General features: G+C 63.2%; 17 protein-coding genes. 9 read left to right on the forward strand and 8 right to left on the reverse strand.

Annotated elements, in window-relative coordinates; translation table 11 throughout:
* Positions 1–1,381 precede the first annotated feature (1,381 nt).
* A complete protein-coding gene (locus IEY28_RS10490) occupies positions 1,382–1,531 on the forward strand; it encodes a DUF7557 family protein (protein ID WP_188997119.1) in 150 nt (49 codons plus the stop codon).
* Positions 1,532–1,729: 198 nt separating this feature from the next.
* Here IEY28_RS10490 and IEY28_RS10495 read toward each other — a convergent pair whose 3' ends face one another.
* Positions 1,730–2,119 carry a VanZ family protein gene (locus IEY28_RS10495; RefSeq protein WP_188997121.1) on the reverse strand — a complete coding sequence of 130 codons (390 nt, stop codon included), beginning with the start codon at positions 2,117–2,119 and terminating at the stop codon, positions 1,730–1,732.
* A 140-nt stretch (positions 2,120–2,259) separates the two neighbouring features.
* On the opposite strand from IEY28_RS10495, the gene IEY28_RS10500 reads away from it, so the two are divergent.
* Positions 2,260–2,682, forward strand: coding sequence for a universal stress protein (locus IEY28_RS10500; RefSeq protein WP_188997123.1), 423 nt, complete (start codon positions 2,260–2,262; stop codon positions 2,680–2,682).
* Positions 2,683–2,742: 60 nt separating this feature from the next.
* On the opposite strand, the gene IEY28_RS10505 is transcribed toward IEY28_RS10500, so the two are convergent.
* Entirely contained in the window at positions 2,743–3,570 is an 828-nt protein-coding gene (locus IEY28_RS10505) for an alpha/beta hydrolase (protein ID WP_229783109.1), read from the reverse strand.
* A 100-nt stretch (positions 3,571–3,670) separates the two neighbouring features.
* Here IEY28_RS10505 and IEY28_RS10510 point away from each other — a divergent pair, with 100 nt between their 5' ends.
* Both IEY28_RS10510 and IEY28_RS10515 read left to right on the forward strand, forming a co-directional pair.
* Positions 3,671–5,410: an adenosylcobalamin-dependent ribonucleoside-diphosphate reductase gene (locus IEY28_RS10510; protein ID WP_188997125.1), complete on the forward strand. Its 1,740-nt coding sequence runs from the start codon at positions 3,671–3,673 to the stop codon at positions 5,408–5,410.
* A gap of 135 nt (positions 5,411–5,545) precedes the next feature.
* On the forward strand, positions 5,546–6,415 hold the full coding sequence (locus IEY28_RS10515; protein ID WP_188997127.1) for a universal stress protein: 870 nt from the start codon (positions 5,546–5,548) through the stop codon (positions 6,413–6,415).
* 57 nt (positions 6,416–6,472) lie between these two features.
* Here the strand turns inward: IEY28_RS10515 and IEY28_RS10520 are convergent, their stop codons facing one another.
* Entirely contained in the window at positions 6,473–7,567 is a 1,095-nt protein-coding gene (locus tag IEY28_RS10520; protein WP_188997129.1) for a sodium:phosphate symporter, read from the reverse strand.
* Between the two features lie 320 nt (positions 7,568–7,887).
* Positions 7,888–8,619, reverse strand: coding sequence for a meso-2,3-butanediol dehydrogenase (budC, locus tag IEY28_RS10525; protein WP_188997131.1), 732 nt, complete (start codon positions 8,617–8,619; stop codon positions 7,888–7,890).
* 543 nt (positions 8,620–9,162) lie between these two features.
* Here budC and IEY28_RS10530 point away from each other — a divergent pair.
* Entirely contained in the window at positions 9,163–9,441 is a 279-nt protein-coding gene (locus IEY28_RS10530; RefSeq protein WP_188997133.1) for a hypothetical protein, read from the forward strand.
* Positions 9,442–9,853: 412 nt separating this feature from the next.
* Here the strand turns inward: IEY28_RS10530 and ppsA are convergent, their stop codons facing one another.
* Positions 9,854–12,136, reverse strand: a complete 2,283-nt coding sequence (gene ppsA, locus IEY28_RS10535; protein WP_188997135.1) for a phosphoenolpyruvate synthase — start codon at positions 12,134–12,136, stop codon at positions 9,854–9,856.
* A 1,037-nt stretch (positions 12,137–13,173) separates the two neighbouring features.
* On the opposite strand from ppsA, the gene IEY28_RS10540 reads away from it, so the two are divergent.
* Together IEY28_RS10540 and IEY28_RS10545 are read left to right on the forward strand one after the other, a co-directional pair.
* Positions 13,174–14,025 (forward strand): aldo/keto reductase, encoded by an 852-nt coding sequence (locus tag IEY28_RS10540; RefSeq protein WP_188997137.1) that lies wholly within the window; start codon positions 13,174–13,176, stop codon positions 14,023–14,025.
* Positions 14,026–14,080: 55 nt separating this feature from the next.
* Positions 14,081–14,896, forward strand: coding sequence for a sugar phosphate isomerase/epimerase family protein (locus tag IEY28_RS10545; protein ID WP_188997139.1), 816 nt, complete (start codon positions 14,081–14,083; stop codon positions 14,894–14,896).
* A 124-nt stretch (positions 14,897–15,020) separates the two neighbouring features.
* Here the strand turns inward: IEY28_RS10545 and IEY28_RS10550 are convergent, their stop codons facing one another.
* The gene (locus tag IEY28_RS10550) at positions 15,021–15,950 is read right to left on the reverse strand and encodes an EamA family transporter (protein ID WP_188997141.1); all 930 of its coding nucleotides are present in this window, start codon (positions 15,948–15,950) and stop codon (positions 15,021–15,023) included.
* A 223-nt stretch (positions 15,951–16,173) separates the two neighbouring features.
* Here IEY28_RS10550 and IEY28_RS10555 point away from each other — a divergent pair, with 223 nt between their 5' ends.
* The gene (locus IEY28_RS10555; RefSeq protein ID WP_188997143.1) at positions 16,174–17,256 is read left to right on the forward strand and encodes a Gfo/Idh/MocA family protein; all 1,083 of its coding nucleotides are present in this window, start codon (positions 16,174–16,176) and stop codon (positions 17,254–17,256) included.
* A 19-nt stretch (positions 17,257–17,275) separates the two neighbouring features.
* Here the strand turns inward: IEY28_RS10555 and IEY28_RS10560 are convergent, their stop codons facing one another.
* Positions 17,276–18,382, reverse strand: a complete 1,107-nt coding sequence (locus IEY28_RS10560; RefSeq protein ID WP_188997145.1) for a Gfo/Idh/MocA family protein — start codon at positions 18,380–18,382, stop codon at positions 17,276–17,278.
* 71 nt (positions 18,383–18,453) lie between these two features.
* Entirely contained in the window at positions 18,454–18,663 is a 210-nt protein-coding gene (locus IEY28_RS10565) for a hypothetical protein (protein ID WP_188997147.1), read from the reverse strand.
* A gap of 109 nt (positions 18,664–18,772) precedes the next feature.
* Here IEY28_RS10565 and IEY28_RS10570 point away from each other — a divergent pair, with 109 nt between their 5' ends.
* The gene (locus IEY28_RS10570) at positions 18,773–19,840 is read left to right on the forward strand and encodes a glucose 1-dehydrogenase (protein ID WP_188997149.1); all 1,068 of its coding nucleotides are present in this window, start codon (positions 18,773–18,775) and stop codon (positions 19,838–19,840) included.
* Positions 19,841–19,863: the final 23 nt, after the last annotated feature.

Consider the following 19,863-nt stretch of genomic DNA (forward strand, 5'->3'; position numbering starts at 1 on the left):
GAGAGAGGAGAACGGCTGACGAAGTGTTTCGGACGCCGAAGAGAGATGACAGTAGGGACAGACACACCCCTCTATCGAAGTGTTCGAGCGAGCGGTGGGGAGGGGGGTAGCAAAGCGTAGCCGAGGTAACTCGAGAACAGCGTTGGACGTGGAGAGAGGATCTGTTCGCGGAATTTGCAAGAGAGGGTTCCACACGCCCACTGCCGACGTTTGCTGCCGATTCGGTGTTCCCTTCTTCTTCTAGTCTAGCTAGAACACTAGACACACACACCCCTCTATCGATGTGTTCGAAGTGTTCGAACACTCTTCTACGAACCGGGCTATCGACGCTACGGGCATCGGTCGTCACACTTCGCAAAATCACCCATTTCACCGCTCGAAACGGGTGATATCGGACAACGAAGCACCGCTCGATAGATCTCTCTCTATCTCGACCGCCGTGTCGTCTATCGTACCGACGGATGGAACACATCGATAGAGGGGTGTCTGTCTCACGGTCTCGTTCGAGGCCCGGCGTCACCTCTCGACGGACACCCCCAAGATACACACCCCGTCCGGATGGCGCGAAAACACATCGATAGAGGGGTGTGTACCCGTCTTCGGGACCTACCGAATCCGACCGCTCTCTCACGGGTTGCTGGCCGCGGCAGTGCTGAAACGCGATCCGACGAGGAACCAGTTACTCACATCGGCGTCGGCCACTGGTTTCTCTCGTCTCGACCTCTTCGCACGAAGCGCTGCTGTGGGAACGGCTTCAGGGCCCCGTCGCTTTCGCGTTTCGGCCGCCCATCTCCCCACTCGCGTCCGCTCACGTCACGTCCATCTATCACTCGTGTCCGCTCACGTCCCGTCCATCTATCCACTCGTATCCACTCATCTATCCACTTGCGTCCACTCACGTCCACCCCACCTACCTACTCGCACCTACCCACTCGACAACGGAGAATCGCCACTCGCTGCACCGACACTCCGTTATTTCTCCCTCAAAGTCCCGGCGAAAACGCTATCCTATCCTCGATATTTCTGTTAGAGCCGTTTACTCGAAAAACGGCTCCGACGACGCCTATTTGACCGACGACGAATGCAAACGACCGTCTATCTCTCCCTGTCGAGGAACGGATCACCGATCGACGGAGCGAGTGATAGATATCCATCCGTATTCAGGTAGAGACGACAAAGCGAGAACACGACTACCGACATATTCGCCACGGGTGACAGCGACGTCGTCCCCCGTCTGCTCAGTCGCGACCGGCAACGGTTGGAGACCTGGACTCTCGGCTCACCGTCACCGTTTCTTGAACCGTCCCGGACGTGTACTAACGTCAGAGTATAAGACAGTGGTGTCCGTACACAGAATCAGCGGTGACCGGAGACACTCAGAATGACGTACACGCTCGAAATCAGTGACGAACTCAGGGAACGACTCGAAAGCCACCTAGAGGAAGACGAATCGCTGGAGGAGTTCATCGAGGAACTGGTCTCGATGTACGAGACAGAGGGGACGTTTCTGCAAGAGGGGTATTCGGAGTAGCGCTCCGCTACGATTCGTAGGTCGCTGTCACGGGCGACCAGTCGTCGGAGACACGGCGGTGACAGCGACGGGGCCGACAGACGCGTCTCCTGCGCTCGGTGAGTCGCCAGCATCCGCTCATACTGGTGGCTGTAAGTTCGTACAGATATTCGCCACCCCGGGGTGGCGAAGTACTTCAGTTTGTTACAGCCACCAGTATCAGTCGTCGACGACGGACGACGTACCGTTCACGGCGTACCAGCCGGATATTGCGAGCAGCGAACCGAACAACCCGGCGACGACGTCTGCGACCTCGAACGCCCGTCCCGGAACGTAGTTCTGGAGCTGTCCGCTGACGAGACTGAGGAGCGTCGAGACACAGACCGCTAGCACAGCGGCCTCCCGATCGGACCACCGGCCAGCGGCGACTGCGTCGGCAACTACCACCGCGTACGCGCCGTGGCCGACGAGATGCAAGAACTTGTCCGGACCGACCCGCTCCCACTCTGGCCGACGCTCGATCGGGGAGGGAACGAACGCGGCGAGACAGAGCACGAGCGTCGAGACGACAACCAGTGTCCACCGAGAGTCAGCGTACCGAGAGCGCATACTGTATTTCTGTTCCGAATCGGTTTGAACTTACTGGGGGCGGGGCGGGTCTTTGTACCGCTGTTCGGCGTGGCGTTAGTCGTTACTGTGTGGTGAGAATTGGCGGTCTACTCATGAGCGTCCACAACCAAAACATCGGTATGTACGAGAACATCCTCGTCCCGACCGACGGAAGTGACGACGCAGAACGTGGCATCGAACACGCCATGGACCTCGCCGAAGACCACGGTGCCCACCTACACGTCCTGTTCGTCGTCGACGAAACCGTCTACGGAACGACGCCGGCATTCAGTAGCTACGAAGCGTTCCTCGAAGAGATCGCGGACGAAGCCGAAGACCTCGTCGAAGACGTCGTCGAAGCAGCCACAGAACGTGGCATCGAATCCACCACGTCCGTGCTTCGCGGACTGCCACACGAGGTGATTCTGGAGTACGCCGACGACCACGACATCGACCTCGTGGTGATGGGAAAGCGGGGCGCGGCAGGCGTCGAAGCGCCCCACATGGGATCGGTCACCGACCGAGTCATCCGGGCGGCGGCGGTGCCGGTCGTTCCGATCTGAGGAACCAGCAGCACTCGCGGTCCGTTCGCGGTAGAACACAGCCGAGAGAGCGGTTCAGAACTACGTGCTCGCACCCTGTGTGGTCGAGGCAGCTGTATCGAGCAGTTCCACTACTTCTGACGGCATCGATACCATCGGCCAGTGACCTGTTTCGAGTTCGACGAGGCCCCATCCTCGTTCGTCTACCACACCGCGGATCGTTTCGAGAGTCTCGTCCGGCAGTCCATTCTTGGTACAGAGAACGTACGTCGACGGGAGGACGCTAGCCGCTTGATTTCGAACTTCGACCGACTGTGCGAACGTCTCGACTGGCTGTGGAACCGCCTTCGATCGCAGCCAGCGAGCGTCCGACTCGGAGATTCCGACCCAGCCATCGGGCTCTCGTGGCATGGGCCACCGCCAGCCCGCTCCCTGTTCCTCAGCCTCGGCTTCGACGACCTCCCGATACTCCGGGGGGCCCAGATCGAAGACCGATGTGGCCTCGTCATTCAGCGGCGTCATCGCGTCGAGATACACGACGTGTGTGACCCGATCCGGCACGCGGTCGATGACCCCCGTCACCACGAGTCCGGCATAACTGTGCCCGACGAGGACCACGTCCGTGAGGTCCTCGTATTCGAGAACGTTCACGACATCCGTGATGTGGGTCTCCAGATCGATATCGGGCCGCGAAAGGTGTTCTCGCTCGCCAAGGCCGGTAAGCGTCAGCGTGTACACGTCGTGGTCCACTGATCGCAATGGATGAGTGACGTACTTCCAACACCAACCACCTAACCACGCACCGTGGACGAGGAGAACGGTCGCCATGGAGCTATTTACGGGCACGATCGGTATAAAGACACTCGGGTTGCGTCCGAGCGTCGGCGATCCTGAATCGCCACCCGTCACGTCCGCGCCCGCCGAGTATCACCTGTGACGTGTGGCGCTGATCTCTGCCCATCGCTATCTCTGCCCATCGCTTAATAAGCACTCTCCCCTAGTCTGTGGCATGTCAACTCTAGGCACGGTGGCCAAAACCGTTCTCAGACGCCGCTACCTTCGCCAAGACGAGAACGGGACAGTCGTCGAGACGCCCGACGAACTGTTCCACCGAGTCGCGCGTGACGTCGCGTCGGCCGAAGAAGCGTTCGGTGGCGACGCCGACGCCGTGGAGGCAGCGTTCTACGACGCGCTCAGCGGCCTCGACTTCCTGCCGAACTCGCCGACGTTGATGAACGCGGGAACTGACATAGAGCAGCTGGCCGCCTGCTTCGTGTTACCGATCGAGGACTCGCTCGACTCGATTTTCACCGCCCTCAAGCAGGCCGCACTCGTCCACCAGAGCGGCGGCGGGACCGGATTCGCCTTCTCGAACCTGCGTCCGCAGGGCGACGTCGTGCTGAAGACGGGCGGTGTGGCCTCCGGTCCCGTGAGTTTCATGCAGATATTCGACAGCGCGACCGAACAGATAAAACAGGGCGGCCGACGGCGCGGCGCTAACATGGCCGTTCTCGACGCGACACATCCTGACATCGAGCGGTTCGTGACCGCGAAGGCCGACGAGGGGACGCTACGGAACTTCAACCTCTCGGTGGGGACCGACGAACCGTTCTGGGAGGCCTACGACTCCGGTGCGCGATACGACCTCGTCAATCCTCGGACGGGGGCGGTCGTCGACCAGATGGACCCGGCCGACGTCCTCGCCCGGATTGCCGAGATGGCCTGGGCCACCGGTGACCCCGGGATGCTGTTTCTCGACACGATCAACGAGCACAACCCGACCCCGGCTCTCGGTCGACTCGAAGCCACGAATCCCTGCGGTGAGGTTCCTTTGCTGCCATACGAAGCCTGTGTGCTCGGGTCGATCAACCTCGCGACCCACACCGCCGACGGCGAGGTCGACTGGGCAAAACTCCGCGAGACAGTCCATCTGGCCGTCCGGTTCCTCGACGATGCCATCGAGCGGTCCGCGTTCCCCGTCAGCGAGACCGACGAGATCATGAACGCCAACCGCAAGATCGGACTCGGCGTCATGGGGTTTCACGATATGCTCGTCGATCTCCGCATACCGTATGCCACCTCGGACGCCGTCGAATTCGGGCGCGACCTGATGTCGTTCGTCCACGACGAGTCGTGGGCCGCCTCCAGGGACCTCGCGGAAGAACGCGGCCCGTTCCCGAACTGGGCGGACTCGACACGAGAGCGACCGATGCGCAACGCGACGACGACGACTATCGCGCCGACGGGTACGATATCACTCATCGCCGGCTGTTCGGCCAGCATCGAACCGATATACAACGTCGCGTACACGAAGCACGTTCTCGGCGGTTTAGCGGTCGTCAACGACCGCTTCGTCGATATGGCGAAAGAGCGGGGGTTCTACTCGGAGGACTTACTGGAGGCGGTCCACGGTCGGACCTCCATTCAGGACGTCGAGGAGATTCCCGACGACGTGAAACCGCTCTTTCAGACGGCACACGACGTCTCCGGTGCCCACCATCTCCGCGTTCAGGCCGCGTTTCAGGACCACGTCGACAACGCGGTCAGCAAGACGGTGAACTTACCACAGTCTGCGTCTATCGGCGACGTCGAGGACCTGTTTCTCACCGCCCGAGACCTCGGGCTCAAGGGTGTCACCGTCTTCAGGAGCGGTGCCAAGAGCGAACAGGTGCTCGGTGACGACCCACGCAAGGAGCAGTGTGTGGGAGAGTGTTCGTACACCACTCCCCCGAACAGCGATTCGCGGTAGCGTGGACCGACCGCTGATACACGGGACGGCGGGACACGAGCGGAGGCGATGCCATGCTCGGGACACTGTTCCCGACGAGTGAGAACTAGTCGCATGACTTACGCCGTGGACGACCGACGGGTCTACTAGACGGCCATGTTCGATACCATCCTCGTTCCGACCGACGGAAGCGACGTCGCCACTGCCGCGGCGGACGCGGCGATCACTCTCGCAGACAGGTTCGATGCGACGCTCCACGTGATCCACGTCCTCGAACCGTTCGAACTCCCGCCCGACGTCGTAGACGAGGGTGCGGGAGCGCTCGCTCACTCGGGTGAAGCGGCGATAGCAGATGTCGTGGAGACGGCGACGGCGGCGGGCGTCGAGACCACGTCGACGGTCATCGATACGTCCGGCCAGATTCACGAGAACATCATCGCCTACGCCGGCAAACACGACGTCGACTGTATCGTGATGGGGACGTACGGTCGGACGGGGCTGGACCGATTCGTCCTCGGAAGCGTCGCAGAACAGACGCTCCGCGAGTCACCGATACCGGTCCTGACCGTCCACGAGGAGACGAAGATAGGGGCGTTCGACTCGGTGCTGGTTCCGACCGACGGCAGCGACAGTTCACGGGTGGCTGCCGACGACGCAATCGAGTTCGCACTGTCGACGGGGGCGGCACTTCACATCGTCCACGTGGTCGACGTTGGGGTGGTTCCTGACGGTGTCAACGTCGGACAGGTCATGGCGGCGCTGGAAGATGCCGGTGAACAGGCGATAGACGACGTCATCAGCGCCGCCCAGAACGCGGGCGTTTCGACCATCGAAGCCTCCTTGATGACCGGACGGCCACATCGTGCGATTACCGACTACGCGGCCGACAACGAGGTCGCCTGTATCGTGATGGGGACACACGGCCGAACCGGAATCGACCGGTATCTCCTCGGGAGCGTCACCGAGCGCGTGGTCCGACTGAGTGAGGTTCCCGTCCTGACCGTGAAAGGGGAGGACAGCGAGTGAAGCACCGACTCCGACCGCACCGTCGTCCCGGCACTCTCCGGCGGGCAAGAACCGGCGTCACCCGACGACGAGCGGCAAGACGAGGAGTGCTAGGGGCACGAGGACCAGCGACAGCACGAATAACACGAACACCCTCCGGTCGGCGAGGAGGCGGTCGTCGACGTTGCTGATGACACGACTGTAGGTGTCGTAGGCGAGGAGGGCGACGACGGTTGCGATGGTCGCGACGGTGAGGAGTTCGAGTACCACAGCGACGCCGGCCGGTGACGCCAGTGCGACGGCGACCACCAGCGTATCGAACAGCGTTCCGAGGTTCGCACCCAGTACGTACGGGATGAGTTCGTTTCGCTTGACGTAGCCACGGTTGTACAGCGGAACGACGATACCGAGCGAGAACGCGACGCTGGTGGTGATCCCGGTACCGACGAGTCCGATGCCGAAGGCGACCCACGTCCGTTCGAAGTGGCGGAAAACCCGCCGTCGAACCGTCGACGTATCGACGCGCTCTAGCACCGTATCGAAGACTCTGAGGCTGCCGAACAGGAGACCGACGGCGAGAACGAACGCGGGCACGGGACCGAGACGGTTCGTGATAGCGACGGTGACCGGGTCGAATAGGTCGAGCGTCCGGGCCCCGACCGACCACTCGCGGCCGACGCGCCGGAACGAACCGTGGACAGTCGGCAAGAGCACGTATCCCAGCACTGTCACGGGGACGTATATCGAGTGGGTCAGTAGGAACGTCAGCAGGCCCATGCTGACCGACTCTCGAAACGAGTACTCCGCCTTCTGTACGTAATCGAGCGTCCCGATGAAAACGACGACGGCGGCCGAACCGAGCCGTGACCCGGCAACCATCAGGAACAGTTGTGATACCGAGAGGATGTCCGCCGCGAAAAGCGACAGTGACAACGCGGCGACGACCGACCCGTTCGCGAGAGCGTAGGTCCCCAGCCAACCGAGTCCGAGGGCGGAGGCATCGTCGAATATCATCCGGGAAAAGACGTCTCCCAGAAGCGGTGCCGCCGCGTTCGTGGCCGTACCGAGCAACCGGACGGTAAACAGGAAGAGGACGACACTGCCTGTGATTCCGACGAGCAGGACCCGCGTGGGACCGAGTCTGGTGAGTACCCGGGTCAGCAGTGACGTCATGACGCCGGCGTGCTCCCGATGACACAAGCGTCGGCCCGGACGAGAGCAGATTGCGGGTGTCCCGATTTTGTCAGGGGATGTGTTAGCGGGCACTGTCCACCGAAACGCTCAGTCACAGCCGAAGATAAGTCGACCAAATCACATTAACTCTGGCGGTGGACGGTCCGAAAGTCGCGCACCGAGCGCCAGGCGCACCGCGCTCCTGAACGTCGCTCTGTCCCGGCCGGACCGCTCCAGATGGTTGTTGGACACCCGGTGTATCCAACCCCACAGCGGCCACGATGACCGTCTCACCCGCGAGACGACGTCGCCGGTCGGTCTCAGTGTGCCGTCCACCCGCCGTCGATGGGGATGTTCGCGCCGGTGATGTAGGAGGCGTGGTCGCTAGCGAGAAACACCGCCATCGGGGCGATCTCCGCCGGTTGTGCAGGCCGGTTCATCGGCGTCTCCCCCTTGACGTAGTTGTAGAACCGTTCGGTCTCGAGCAGCGGTTTGGTCATCGGGGTCTCGACGAAGCCAGGACAGATACTGTTGACCCGGACCCCGTCGTCCGCGTAGTCGACGGCGACCTGCTGAGTGAAGTTGACGACACCGCCCTTAGCCGCCGAGTACGCCGCAGCGCCTTTCCCGCCGACGAGGCCGTATATCGAGGCGATGTTGACGATACTGCCCTCGGACTCCATCAGGTGCGGGAGGGCCGTCTTCGTCCCGTACATGACGCCATCGAGATCGATGCTGACGACCCGCTCCCACTCGTCGAGTTCCATCTCTGTCACTGTCGACTCGCTCCCGATGCCGGCGTTGTTCACCATCACGTCGAGTCCGCCGAACTCGTCGACGGTCGCCTCGACGAGTGACTCGACCTGCGCGTACTCCGAGACGTCCGTCTGTACGAACCGACAGCCGAGGTCGTCTGCGGCGGCCTCTCCCTCGGACGCCGTCCGGTTCGCGATGACGACGTCCGCGCCGGCGTCGACGTACGCGTCGGCGATAGCCCGTCCGATGCCCGATGACCCGCCCGTGACGATCGCGGTTTTTCCGTCGAGTTCCATGGGTGACTCCGAGTCGAGGATACTACGACCAGCGAGAAAAAGGATGGGCGTAATTCTCACGGGACGACAACGATCGGCCGTGACGACCGATTACGACGCTGTCGGCGTCGTAACGAACTCCGCACTCGAACCGGAACACGGTCGACTAGCGGCGGTGAGGAAGTGACAACTGCGGCTAGTCGTTACCGACCTCGACATTCGTCCATCTCTCGATCCGAGCAGGTGTAACTGGTCTACGCGAATCCGTCGACGAATCTCGCGAGCGACCGTGTTGCGACGACAGTCATATATCACGGCCGAAAAACCTCACAACAGTACGTCTGTTAGTGGTCCTTACTCGACGCAGGAGGTTGGTAGGGCCTCTCTGAACGTACTGCCGCGGAGAACGGCAAACCGGTACGAGGTGCCTTCTGTGGCACACCAGCAGAGTCCGATAGGCCCGACGGACGGACTTATCGCCCGCCCGGCTGTCACGGTTCTTCGTGTAGACGCCGGTGCGGAGAAACCAGAACCTACAGGTCGGTGTCGGGCCTCGTTCGACGTATGTCACCGACCGTAGACGAACTCCGGAACGAGATTCGACAGGCAGTGGGACGATACGAACGCATCGAGTCGACGGCGTTCACCAAGGAGGCCCTCGCGGCGATTTGTGAGGCCGTCGGTCACGACGTCGACTCCAACCGACTCCCACCGAAACCGGAGATGCGGGCCGGAATACTGCGGTGTATCGGTGAAACCGAAGATGACGACCCGGCGGTGGCCGAACGCCCCTTCCGAAAGGCGGAACTGACGGCTATCGCTGCGGCCCTCGACTCGGAATGACCCTGGCTGTGGGTGTTATGTACACACTCACGGCCAGCCGTCGGTAGAATAGAACGGCAACCCGGATTTGGACAGGAAATTCGGTGATACGCCTCCAATATGTGCGGATATGAACATTTTGTGTTCTATTTCGATAGCGAAATGTAGTGTCTGCAGACACCTGTGTCTGCGTACTTCGTCCTCTCTCTCAAGTAGCGACACACGTGGTGGACGGACCAACGTATGGTTACGTCTGGGTATCGTAGCGACGAGGCCGAATTCGAACTGTGAAGCGAGTGGCCTGCGGTATCGATGCGCCCCTTCGTCGATGCGCCCCTTCGTCGATGCGCCCCTTCGTCGATGCGCCCCTTCGTCGATGTGGTCGTCCCCCCCATTGGTTCAGCATCGGCCGGTAGCCGTCCGGCGTCTGCCCTCAATCCCGAACAGATTCGAGAATGAGGCGCTGTTCGACGCGCTTGGCTTCGCGCTGGGCGTCGTGGACGGCGTCGACGTTGACGCTGACGGAGGTGATGCCGGCGTCGACGAGTTCCTGAATCATGCGCGGCTTCGAGGCCGCCTGCCCGCAGATACTCGTCGATACGTCGTACTCTCGGCACGTCTCGATGACGTCGTGGAGCAACCCCATCACCGCCGGGTGGAGTTCGTCGTAGCGGTCCGCGACCGTACCGTTGTTGCGGTCGACGGCGAGCGTGTACTGGGTGAGGTCGTTCGTGCCGAACGAGACGAAATCCAGCCCCGTCTCACAGAGCTCCTCGATGCAGAGCGCGCTGGCCGGCGTCTCGACCATCACGCCCCAGTCGCGCTTTTCGGGGTCGATCCCGACCTCTCGCAGCGACGCCGTCGCTCGGTGGACGTCTTCGGCGTCGGTCACCAGCGGGAGCATCAACTCCAGACTGTCGTACCCCATCTCGTAGAGTTTCTTGAACGCGCGCAACTGGAGTTTGAAAGTCGCTGGCTCTTCTAGCGACCGGCGGATGCCGCGATACCCCAGCATCGGGTTGTGTTCGCTCGGTTCGTCGTCGCCGCCCTCCAGTTGCCGGAACTCGTCGGAGGGGGCATCGAGCGTTCGAACGCGGACGGGCCGCGGGTAGAACGCCTCGGCGACGGTCCGCATGGAGTCCGTAAGCGTGTTCACGAACGCCTCTTCGCCGTGGTCGTCGACGTACTGCTGGGGCGTCTTGTTCGTCGACAGCACCATGTGCTCCATCCGGAGCAGACCGACGCCGTCGGCGCCCGTCGCGGCCGCCCGCTCGGCTGCTTCGGGAATCGAGACGTTGACCTTGATGTCCGTCGCCGTCATCGGTTTGGTGTCGCCGGCCGACCCGTCGGGTCGGCCACTCGACGCCGACCGTGGCTCGCCATCGGTCGCAGGCTCCTTGTGTCCGTCGGCGACCACGCCGCGGTCACCGTCGACCGACACCATCTGGTCGTCGGTCAGCGTCGAGGTGGCGTTCTCGGACCCGATGACCGCAGGGACGCCGAGCTCGCGGGAGACGATGGCCGCGTGACTCGTCATCCCGCCCTCGTCCGTGACGAGCGCCCCGGCTCGTTTCATCGCGGGGACCATGTCGGGCGTCGTCATCTCCGTGACGATGATGTCTCCCTGATTGACTTTATCGAGTTGGTCGAGCGTGCCGACGACGCGGGCCGTGCCCGTGACCGTGCCGGGACTCGCGCCGAGTCCGTCGACGAGTACGTCGCTGGTCCCGCCACCGTCCGTATCGGCGTGGTCGTTACGAGACTCGTCGGCAGACCCCTCGATAGTCGTTATCGGCCGCGACTGGAGGAGGTAGATACTGCCGTCGCTGGTGGCCCACTCGACGTCCTGTGGCTGGTCGTAGTGGTCCTCGATCAGTTCCCCGAGGGAGTGTAGCTCTGCCAGTTCCGTCTCGTCGAGGACGCGTTCGTCCTGCTTTTCGTCCGGAACCGACCGTTCGACCGTCTCACCGGTCTCGTCGTCGCGGACGTGCATGGTCTTTTTCGTCGCGACGGTCACCGTCTCGATGGACTCCGCCTCGCGATCGTAGGAGTAGTTGTCCGGCGAGACGGCACCGGAGACGACCGCTTCGCCGAGGCCCCACGCGGCTTCGACGGTGATTTCGGGCTCACCGGTCGAGGGATGCCGGGTGAACATGACGCCGGACTTCTCGGCGTCGACCATCCGCTGGACGACGACGGCGATGTCGACGGTCTCGTGGTCGAAGCCCTGTTGGTCGCGGTAGTAGATGGCCCGCTGGGTGAACAGCGACGCCCAGCATCGCTTGATTCGGTCCAGCAGGTCCGCCCGGTCGACGTTGAGGAACGTCTCCTGCTGGCCGGCAAAGGAGGCGTCGGGCAAGTCTTCGGCCGTCGCCGAGGAGCGGACCGCGACGAACGGGTCACCCTCGAAGTCGTCGTAGGCGGCCAGAATCGACGACTCGACGCGCTCGGGGATGTCCGTATCCACGATGAGTTCGCGCGCTCGCTGTTCGGCTGACGCGAGGGCGGCGGAGTCCTCGCTATCGACGTCGACGGCCTCGAACAGGTCGTCCGCGATGCCGGCCTCCTCGATGAAGGCCCGGTACGTCTCGGCGGTGACGACGAATGCGGGTGGCACCGGAAGCCCCGCGTCGCGTAACTCGCCGAGCGAGGCGCCTTTGCCACCGGCGCTATCGACGTCGCTGGTACTAATCGCACTCAACCAAGCTACTGGCATGTACCTACGATACAGACGTACCGGTATATAAATTCCGTGCCGGGCCGCCGTCACACGACCGATGAGTGCGCCGACAGGACAAGGTTCGACCTACCGCTCCGGCCAAGCGTCACCGGTGTCGTCGTGGATGCCGGGCGTGTCGCCGAGGCGCTCGATATCGCACACGGCCTCCTTCGAGACGCGATACCTCGCCAACGCCGGCGTCGCCAGCCCCGAGCGCCACTAGAGTAACAATTGAAACGGTTCACACACCGACCGCACCGCCGTCGTGCGGTCGGGTGTGCATCGATTTTCGATGGCTACTATAGCAGCTCAGACGGTCCGCTACCGATATCTGACACATACGCTCTGGAACCGGAAGCCGGCACTCGGTCGACCACCGTTCGAAGTGTTGGTAGTTCGCAGAGGCCGAACGAATGCGGCCGCGAAGTCACGCATCGACGGGGTCGCTGTCGCCGGACAGGAGGGGGGAATCGGCACGAACGGTCGGCATACGACCCGACACGAAAGGCCCACGCCTGTGACGTCAGTCCCCTGTGACGCGGCGGTATCGGCCACAGAAACGACACGCCGCCCGCATCGGCCCACATCGGCAGCGACCGACCGGTCAGGGTGGCTGTGATCAACCCCTTGCTATACGTTCACGTGCGGCGGTTGTGTTCGCTACTGACGAACGCTGTGGTCGACAGCGTTCCGACGATTCGCTGATAGAGCGACCACCGTCCGCCTTACGGGACCGCGATATCGGACCGCAGACGGCGGATTCGATGGACTGCCTCGGGCCGTCCCAACGGCCGCGACGGTAATAACGCGTGTACGTATGTTATCCTCTCGTGCCGAAGGCGTTCGCACTACGCGAACAGGTGGTTCGAACGGGACCAACCCACAGACGTAGTGACTCCGGGACTTGTGTGGTCGGAGTATTACGATCGCACGGCTCCCGCTCGTATGGGTCGGAGACGCGACCACGTTGTAGACTCCGGAGCAGTCGCATCGGCCGGTATCAGCGATGTCGCGGCCCCGCCAAGGCCCGAGTGATGGCCGTACCCGTCACAGATTTAATCCTCGACCGAGAAGGCCAAGACGTGTTCGACCAACAGACACGGCTCGGCTTGGGAACGTACTCTCTCACGGGAGAGACGGGACGAGACACCATCGCGGCGTCACTGGACGTCGGGTACCGGCACCTCGACACCGCCCGACTCTACGAGAACGAACGCGAGGTCGGGGAGGCTATCGCGGACAGCGACGTCGACAGGGACGACCTCTTCGTCGCCACGAAGGTCGCACACTTCGAGGAGCCAGCGAAGACCGAGTCCTACGTCCGTCGCGCCGTCGCGGAGAGCTTCGACCGCCTCGGACTGGAGCGCATCGACCTGCTGTATCACCACTGGCCGCGAAGCCAGGGCGACATCGAGACGGTCCTCCCGGTTCTCGAAGAGTACGTCCAGGACGGCGTCGTCGACCATCTCGGCGTGAGCAACTACACGATAGCGGACATGGAACTCGCTCGGGACCTCGTAGACGTCCCCATCGACGCCTTGCAGGTGGAGATGCACCCACTGCTCCAGCAGGACGAACTCCGTGACTTCCTCTCGGACACCGTCACGCAGGTCGTCGCGTACTCGCCGCTGGCACAGGGCGAAGTGTTCGAGGTGGACGCCATCTCGGCGGTCGCGGAGAAACACGGCGTCTCCGAGGCGGTCGTGACCCTCGCTTGGCTTCTCTCGAAGGACGACGTCGCTGCTATCCCGCGGACGAGTTCGGTCGACCACCTCCGGGACAACTTCGAGGCGCTCTCGGTCGACCTCGACGCCGAGGACATCGCGCGCATCGACGACATCGAGCGGACTCACCGCTGTGAAGACCCGGACTGGATGAGTTGGTAGCGCCGTCGACGGAGCCACCCGAACCTATTTACCGTCTCACGCTCCCTGATGGTGTATGGGCGTTGGATACACGACTATCATGTACGACGCGGCGGACATCGACCGAGCGCTCCGTGACATCGCTGCCTGTCGGTACGACGGCGCAGAGATCGGCATTGAAAAGATCAGGACGACGGGGTTCGACACAGTCGGACGGCTACTCGAGGCGAACGACCTCGACCTCTACTGCGTGATGAGCGAGTGGCTCGAAACCGAGGCGGCTGTCGACCGAGTAGTCGACGACGTACCGAGGGTCGCCGACCTCGGCGCCGAGTATCTCGGGCTCTTGCCACCACAGCGTGGGCGACAGGACGACGAGACAGTCCAACAGTGGTTCACCCGGATAACCGAGGCGGCGACCGACGCCGGCGTGACGCCGCTCGTCCACCACCACGGCGCGACCCACGTCGAGAACGCGGCGGAGGTCCGACACTTGCTCGACGCCGTCGACGGCCTCGAACTCCTCTGGGACACCGCCCACTACTACCCCTATGGAGAGAACTTCCCCGACGGTGACGTGACCGACGGTATCGAGCGGTTCGCCGACGACATCGCGTACGTCCACCTCAAGGACGTGGCCCCGCCGACCGGTTTCGCCGACGTTCGTGACAGTCTCACCGAGGGGGACTTCCACCTCGACAACGTCATCAACTACTTCCGCTCGTTCACGGATCTGGGCGAGGGCATCATCGATTTCGCTGGGGTCTACGAGGCGCTGGAGGCGGTCGGCTACGACGGTCACTACACCATCGAGATGGAGAACCAGACCGAAAAGCCGCTCGTCCACGCGATGGAGAACTACGACTACTGGCGACAACTCACCGCTGAGTGAGGCGGCGAGTTCGGTCGTCTCCTCGGACCCCGACGGACCAGTCTCATACTGGTGGCTGTAACAAACTGCAGTAATTCGTCACCCCGGGGTAGCGAATATCTGTACGAACTTACAGCCACCAGTATCAGGCTAACTGCATCAGCGTCGCCCCGACGACGATGCTCGTTATGCCGGAGAGAACGCGGGGCGACTGCGGAACTTGTCGTGCGAGAGCATACGAGAGCGCGACGACGACGAGCGGGTAGACGTTCGAGAGCGGGACGACGGTCACGACGGTCCCGATGCGAAGCGCGGAGAACCACGCGAGCCAGTTCCCCGCGACGAAGACGCCCGCGAGGGTGAACGCGACGAGCGCCACTCGGTCGCGGATACCGACCCGACGGCGCGACGCGCTGGAGGCGCCAAACAGCAACACGAACGCGACGAGCCCCGACGTCTGTCCGACAGCGGTCCCGACCAGCGTGTTACCGTAGCCGTTCAGTCCGATCTTCACGAGGACGAACGAACAGCCGAGTAGTAGCATCGCTCCGACGGGGAGAACGAGGTCACGAACGCCGACGCTCGCGAGTTCCTCCACGAGGAGGTCGTCGTGTGACTCGTCTGCGCCCTCTGTGACCTGTAACACGACGCCGCCGCCGACGATACACAGCAGGCCGATACCCGAGACCACAGTGAAGGGCTCACTGAACAGCGGCACGGCGAGTATCGCGGCGATGGCAGGGTTGGCACTGACGATGGCCGCGGAGACGCGCGCGCCAATGCGGTCGATGCTCTGGAAGTACAGCAGTCGGAACGCCGCCGGATTCGCGAGCCCCGCGACGACGAACGGTGCGGCCGTCTCGATCGTCAGCGAACCGAGCGCGGCACCTCGGACGAACAACAGGCCCCAGAAGACGAGGACGCTGACGAGAATACTGATGAAGGCGGCCGCGAGCGCGGGCGACCGGTCGTCGTCGTACTCCCCGCTCGATAGGCCGTACTCGACGCTGATGGCCTGCAGTCCCGAGAAAACCGATGCGAGTAGCGCGAGCGCTGCGCTGAGTTCGACGATCATCGTCGCCGCTGTTCGGTCGGTCCGTCGTGGCTGTCGGTCGGCGTCTCGATGCGTGATCTGTCGCGGCGGTCTGTCTCCGTGCTCATGATTGTCGGAACTGGTGTCGGTACGTCTCTGGCTCACTGTATCAATGTTACTCCTGCGGACGGTCGGTCGACACACCAGCAGTGGCCGGACCGCGGCCACCAGAAAGTATAAACCTCACGACAGAGAACTGCGGACAATGCGATTTGGAATCGTCGGCTGCGGCCTCGTCGCACAGGTCATGCACATCCCCTACCTCGCCGAGCTACAGGCGGCAGAACTCCACGCCTTCGCCGACCCTGCGGAGGATAGAGCGGAGACGCTCGCAGAGCGGTACAACGTCCCGAACGTGTACGCGGGACACGAGGAACTCCTCGCCGACGTCGGTGACGAACTCGACGCCGTCGTCGTCCTCACGCCGTCACACGCACACGCCGATGTCGCCGTCGATACGCTCGGTGCGGACATCCACACGCTGATCGAGAAGCCGATCGCGGCGTCGCTCGAAGACGCAAACAGGATGGTAGAGGCGGCAGAGGCGAGCGATGCGACGGCGATGGTCGCCTACATGAAACGCTACGACCCGTCCTACGAGCGAGCCCAGGAGGTCGTCGGCGAGTTAGACGAGATAGACCTCGTCACCGCCTACGACGTCGACCCCGACCACTTTCGAATCGTCGAGGAGGTGTACGATCTGGTCCCCGGTTCGCCGCCCGAGTCGGTCATCGAGGAGAGCGGCGCCAAACGGCAGGCCGACATCGAGCAGGCCATCGGCACGGACGACGAGATGCTCGTCGACGCCTACGACTTCCAACTCGAACACGTCTGTCACGACGTGAACGCGCTCCGAGGGCTGTTCGGCGACGTCGAACGCATCGACCACGTGAACGTGCTGGCCGACGGCCGCTACGCGACGGCACACATGACCTACGAGGACGGCACCGAGTGCATCTTAGAGACCGGGGACTCCGACCGGAAGTGGTTCGAGGAGTTCATCCGCGTCGACTCGCCGGACGGGATGGTCTCCATCGACTTCTCGAACCCGTTCATCAAGAACACGCCGACGGAACTCCGCATCAAACAGGGGCTCGAAGAACTGACAGACACGGTGGAGACGCCATCGTACGAGGAACCGTTCAAGCGAGAACTGGCGTACTTTATCGAGGCCACCGAGGACGAGTCCCCGGTCCGAACGACGTTCGCAGAGGCGCGAGAGGACCTGCGCGTCATCGTCGACCTGTTCCGGACCTATCGCGGGGAGACGCCGCGCACCGACGACTGACGCGGTCGTAGTCCGGTTCTCACTCCCGTCGACGCAGAGAAACCCACGTCTCCTGACTGTGGCTCCGCTCGATGGCGTCGACGACGCGCTGTGCGGCAAGCCCGGCATCGAAACTCGGCTCGTAGCATCCCCCGTCTGCGATAGCCGACAGGAACTCGAAGTTCTCGTGGACGAAGGTGTGCTCCCAGCCGATGATGTGGCCGGTGGGCCACCACGCGTCCATGTACGGGTGATCGTCCTCCGTGACGAGGATGCGGTCGAAGCCGTCGGTCGTCTCGGTGGTCACTTCGAGTTCGTTCAGCCGCTCCATCGAGAACTTGAAGCCGCCCTTCGACCCGTACACCTCGACCGTGTTGTCTCCCTTTCGCCCCGTTGCCACCCGGGACCCCTCGAAGACGCCCATCGCACCGTTCTCGAAGGCGGCGAGGGCGGAGTACTCGTCGTCGGTCGTGACCGGTTCCCTCTCACCGTCGCCGGTCGGACGCTCGTGGATGAACGTTTCGAGGTGGCCAGAGACCCGTTCGAGGTCGCCGACGAGGAATCGAGCGAGGTCGATGGTGTGAGCGCCGACGTCGCCGACGGCACCGCTGCCGGCGCTCGCCTCGTCGTTTCGCCACGTCCACTCGTCGTCGGGGTCGGCCTGCCAGCCCTGCAGGTATTGGCCGTGGAACCGACGAATCCGGCCGAACTCGCCGGCGTCGAGCAGCCGCTTCGCGAGTTGTATCGCTGGAAGATAGCGGTAATTGAACGCCACCCCCGCTATCGCGTCGCTCGCTTCGGCCGCGGCCGCCATCTCCCGAGCGCCGTCGAGCGTCGGCGCGAGCGGTTTCTCACAGAAGACGTGGACGTCGTTCTCCAGTGCCCGAACCGTCGGGTCGACGTGGACGTGGTTCGGTCCGAGGTTGTAGAGTACGTCGACGTCGTCGACGGCGTCCGCCCAATCCGTCTCGACTCGGTCGAACCCCAGTCTATCTGCGGCCGACCGGACCGCGCTCTCGGTCCGGCCGACGAGTACCGAGCGGTTCACCTCGGGTGCGTCCGGGAAGAACATCGGCAGGCGGGCGAGCGCGTTCGCGTGGGCCTTCCCCATGAAACTGTAGCCGAGGAAGCCGACGTCGAGCGTCATCAGTGACCTCGCTTGCCGACCGGCGTATCGAACGATGCCGTCCAGTTAGGGTCGTGTCGTTGCATGCCCACTCACCTCGTGTGGTCGACGACCGCAGTGTCGGCTCTCTGTGTGGACTCGTCGGCTGTCGCCGTGACGCGCGGCGCGTCCCGCGTCGCCGCGAGTGCTGGACCGCCCCGCTCGATAGTGCCGACGACGCTTCGTCCGTGGGGATACCGTTCAGTCCTCGGTCCGCCCTCTCGCTCGGGTCGATACGTTCTCGAACTGGTAGCTGCTACCATACGACAGCATTCGACCGAGGCGATGAAAAATCTATGTGCTGTCGCCGACCGCCGCACGAGCGCAGGCGAATGATTATTACTCGGCGGACTGAACTCTCTCCCTGTTCCAATGCAAGCCGTCGCACTCTATCCTGAGGGGCCGGACCTGCGCGTCGTCGAGAAACCGAAACCAGTGCCGGCCGACGACGAAGTGCTCGTACGGACGCTCCACGTCGGTATCGACGGCTCCGACAGGCGAATCGTCGCCGGCGACATCGGCGGCGACCCTCCGGACGGCGACGACCACCTCGTCGTCGGTCACGAGGCCGTCGGCGTCGTCGAGGACCCGACCGGCAGTTCCTTCGAGCGGGGAGACGTCGTCACACCCATGGTCCGCAGGCCGAAAGACCCGCCGTCGCGCTTCGCCGAGAACGAGGAACTGGACATGGCGCCGCCCGGAACGTTCCACGAGTGCGGAATCACGGGCGCACACGGATTCATGGCGGAGTACTTCACCGTCGAACCGGAATATCTCGTCTCCGTGCCGGACGACCGCGCCGACTACGGCTTCTTCGTCGAACCGGCCAGCATCGCAGAGAAAGCGCTCGATCAGGCGTTCACGGCTCGCTCGGGGTTCGACTGGCGACCGGAGAGCGCGTTCGTCCTCGGCAACGGCAACCTCGGGTTGCTGGCGCTCGCTCGCTTCTCGACGGGCGACGAGTTCGATCGGACGTACTGTCTCGGTCGGCGTGACCGGCCCGACCCGACCATCGAGTTCGTCGAATCGGTCGGCGGGACGTACGTCGACTCGCGGGAGACCGAACTGAGTGAGTTTCCCGCTGTCTACGAACCGGCGGACTTCGTCTTCGAGACGACCGGCTATCCACAGCACTCTATCGAGGCAGTGAGCGCGCTGGGTCCCAACGGCATCGTGACCCTACAGGGGATACCGGGCGATAGCACGTTCGAGGTAGAAGGTGGCGGCTTCCACTCGGACCTCGTCGTCAACAACAAGGGCGTCCTCGGCGTCGTGAACTCGCGCCGACCTCACTTCGAGGCTGCGGTCGAGTGGTTACAGGCGGTGCCTACGTCGCTCCTCGACGGCCTCGTCAGCGGCGTGTACGCCGTCGACGGAGTCGAGGACGCACTGAGCGATACGGACGAGACGATAAAGACGGTCGTCTCCTTCGAGAAGTGACGGACTCTGTCGCGAGCGGACGG

The organism is Haloarcula pellucida (assembly GCF_014647235.1).
Taxonomy (GTDB): Archaea; Halobacteriota; Halobacteria; order Halobacteriales; family Haloarculaceae; genus Haloarcula; species Haloarcula pellucida.

Coding starts and splice junctions, on each gene's coding strand:
- IEY28_RS10490 (WP_188997119.1), top strand. CDS start 1,382: ATGACGTACACGCTCGAAATCAGTGACGAACTCAGGGAACGACTCGAA.
- IEY28_RS10495 (WP_188997121.1), bottom strand. CDS start 2,119: ATGCGCTCTCGGTACGCTGACTCTCGGTGGACACTGGTTGTCGTCTCG.
- IEY28_RS10500 (WP_188997123.1), top strand. CDS start 2,260: ATGTACGAGAACATCCTCGTCCCGACCGACGGAAGTGACGACGCAGAA.
- IEY28_RS10510 (WP_188997125.1), top strand. CDS start 3,671: ATGTCAACTCTAGGCACGGTGGCCAAAACCGTTCTCAGACGCCGCTAC.
- IEY28_RS10515 (WP_188997127.1), top strand. CDS start 5,546: ATGTTCGATACCATCCTCGTTCCGACCGACGGAAGCGACGTCGCCACT.
- IEY28_RS10520 (WP_188997129.1), bottom strand. CDS start 7,567: ATGACGTCACTGCTGACCCGGGTACTCACCAGACTCGGTCCCACGCGG.
- budC (WP_188997131.1), bottom strand. CDS start 8,619: ATGGAACTCGACGGAAAAACCGCGATCGTCACGGGCGGGTCATCGGGC.
- IEY28_RS10530 (WP_188997133.1), top strand. CDS start 9,163: ATGTCACCGACCGTAGACGAACTCCGGAACGAGATTCGACAGGCAGTG.
- ppsA (WP_188997135.1), bottom strand. CDS start 12,136: ATGCCAGTAGCTTGGTTGAGTGCGATTAGTACCAGCGACGTCGATAGC.
- IEY28_RS10540 (WP_188997137.1), top strand. CDS start 13,174: ATGGCCGTACCCGTCACAGATTTAATCCTCGACCGAGAAGGCCAAGAC.
- IEY28_RS10545 (WP_188997139.1), top strand. CDS start 14,081: ATGGGCGTTGGATACACGACTATCATGTACGACGCGGCGGACATCGAC.
- IEY28_RS10550 (WP_188997141.1), bottom strand. CDS start 15,950: ATGATCGTCGAACTCAGCGCAGCGCTCGCGCTACTCGCATCGGTTTTC.
- IEY28_RS10555 (WP_188997143.1), top strand. CDS start 16,174: ATGCGATTTGGAATCGTCGGCTGCGGCCTCGTCGCACAGGTCATGCAC.
- IEY28_RS10560 (WP_188997145.1), bottom strand. CDS start 18,382: ATGACGCTCGACGTCGGCTTCCTCGGCTACAGTTTCATGGGGAAGGCC.
- IEY28_RS10565 (WP_188997147.1), bottom strand. CDS start 18,663: ATGGTAGCAGCTACCAGTTCGAGAACGTATCGACCCGAGCGAGAGGGC.
- IEY28_RS10570 (WP_188997149.1), top strand. CDS start 18,773: ATGCAAGCCGTCGCACTCTATCCTGAGGGGCCGGACCTGCGCGTCGTC.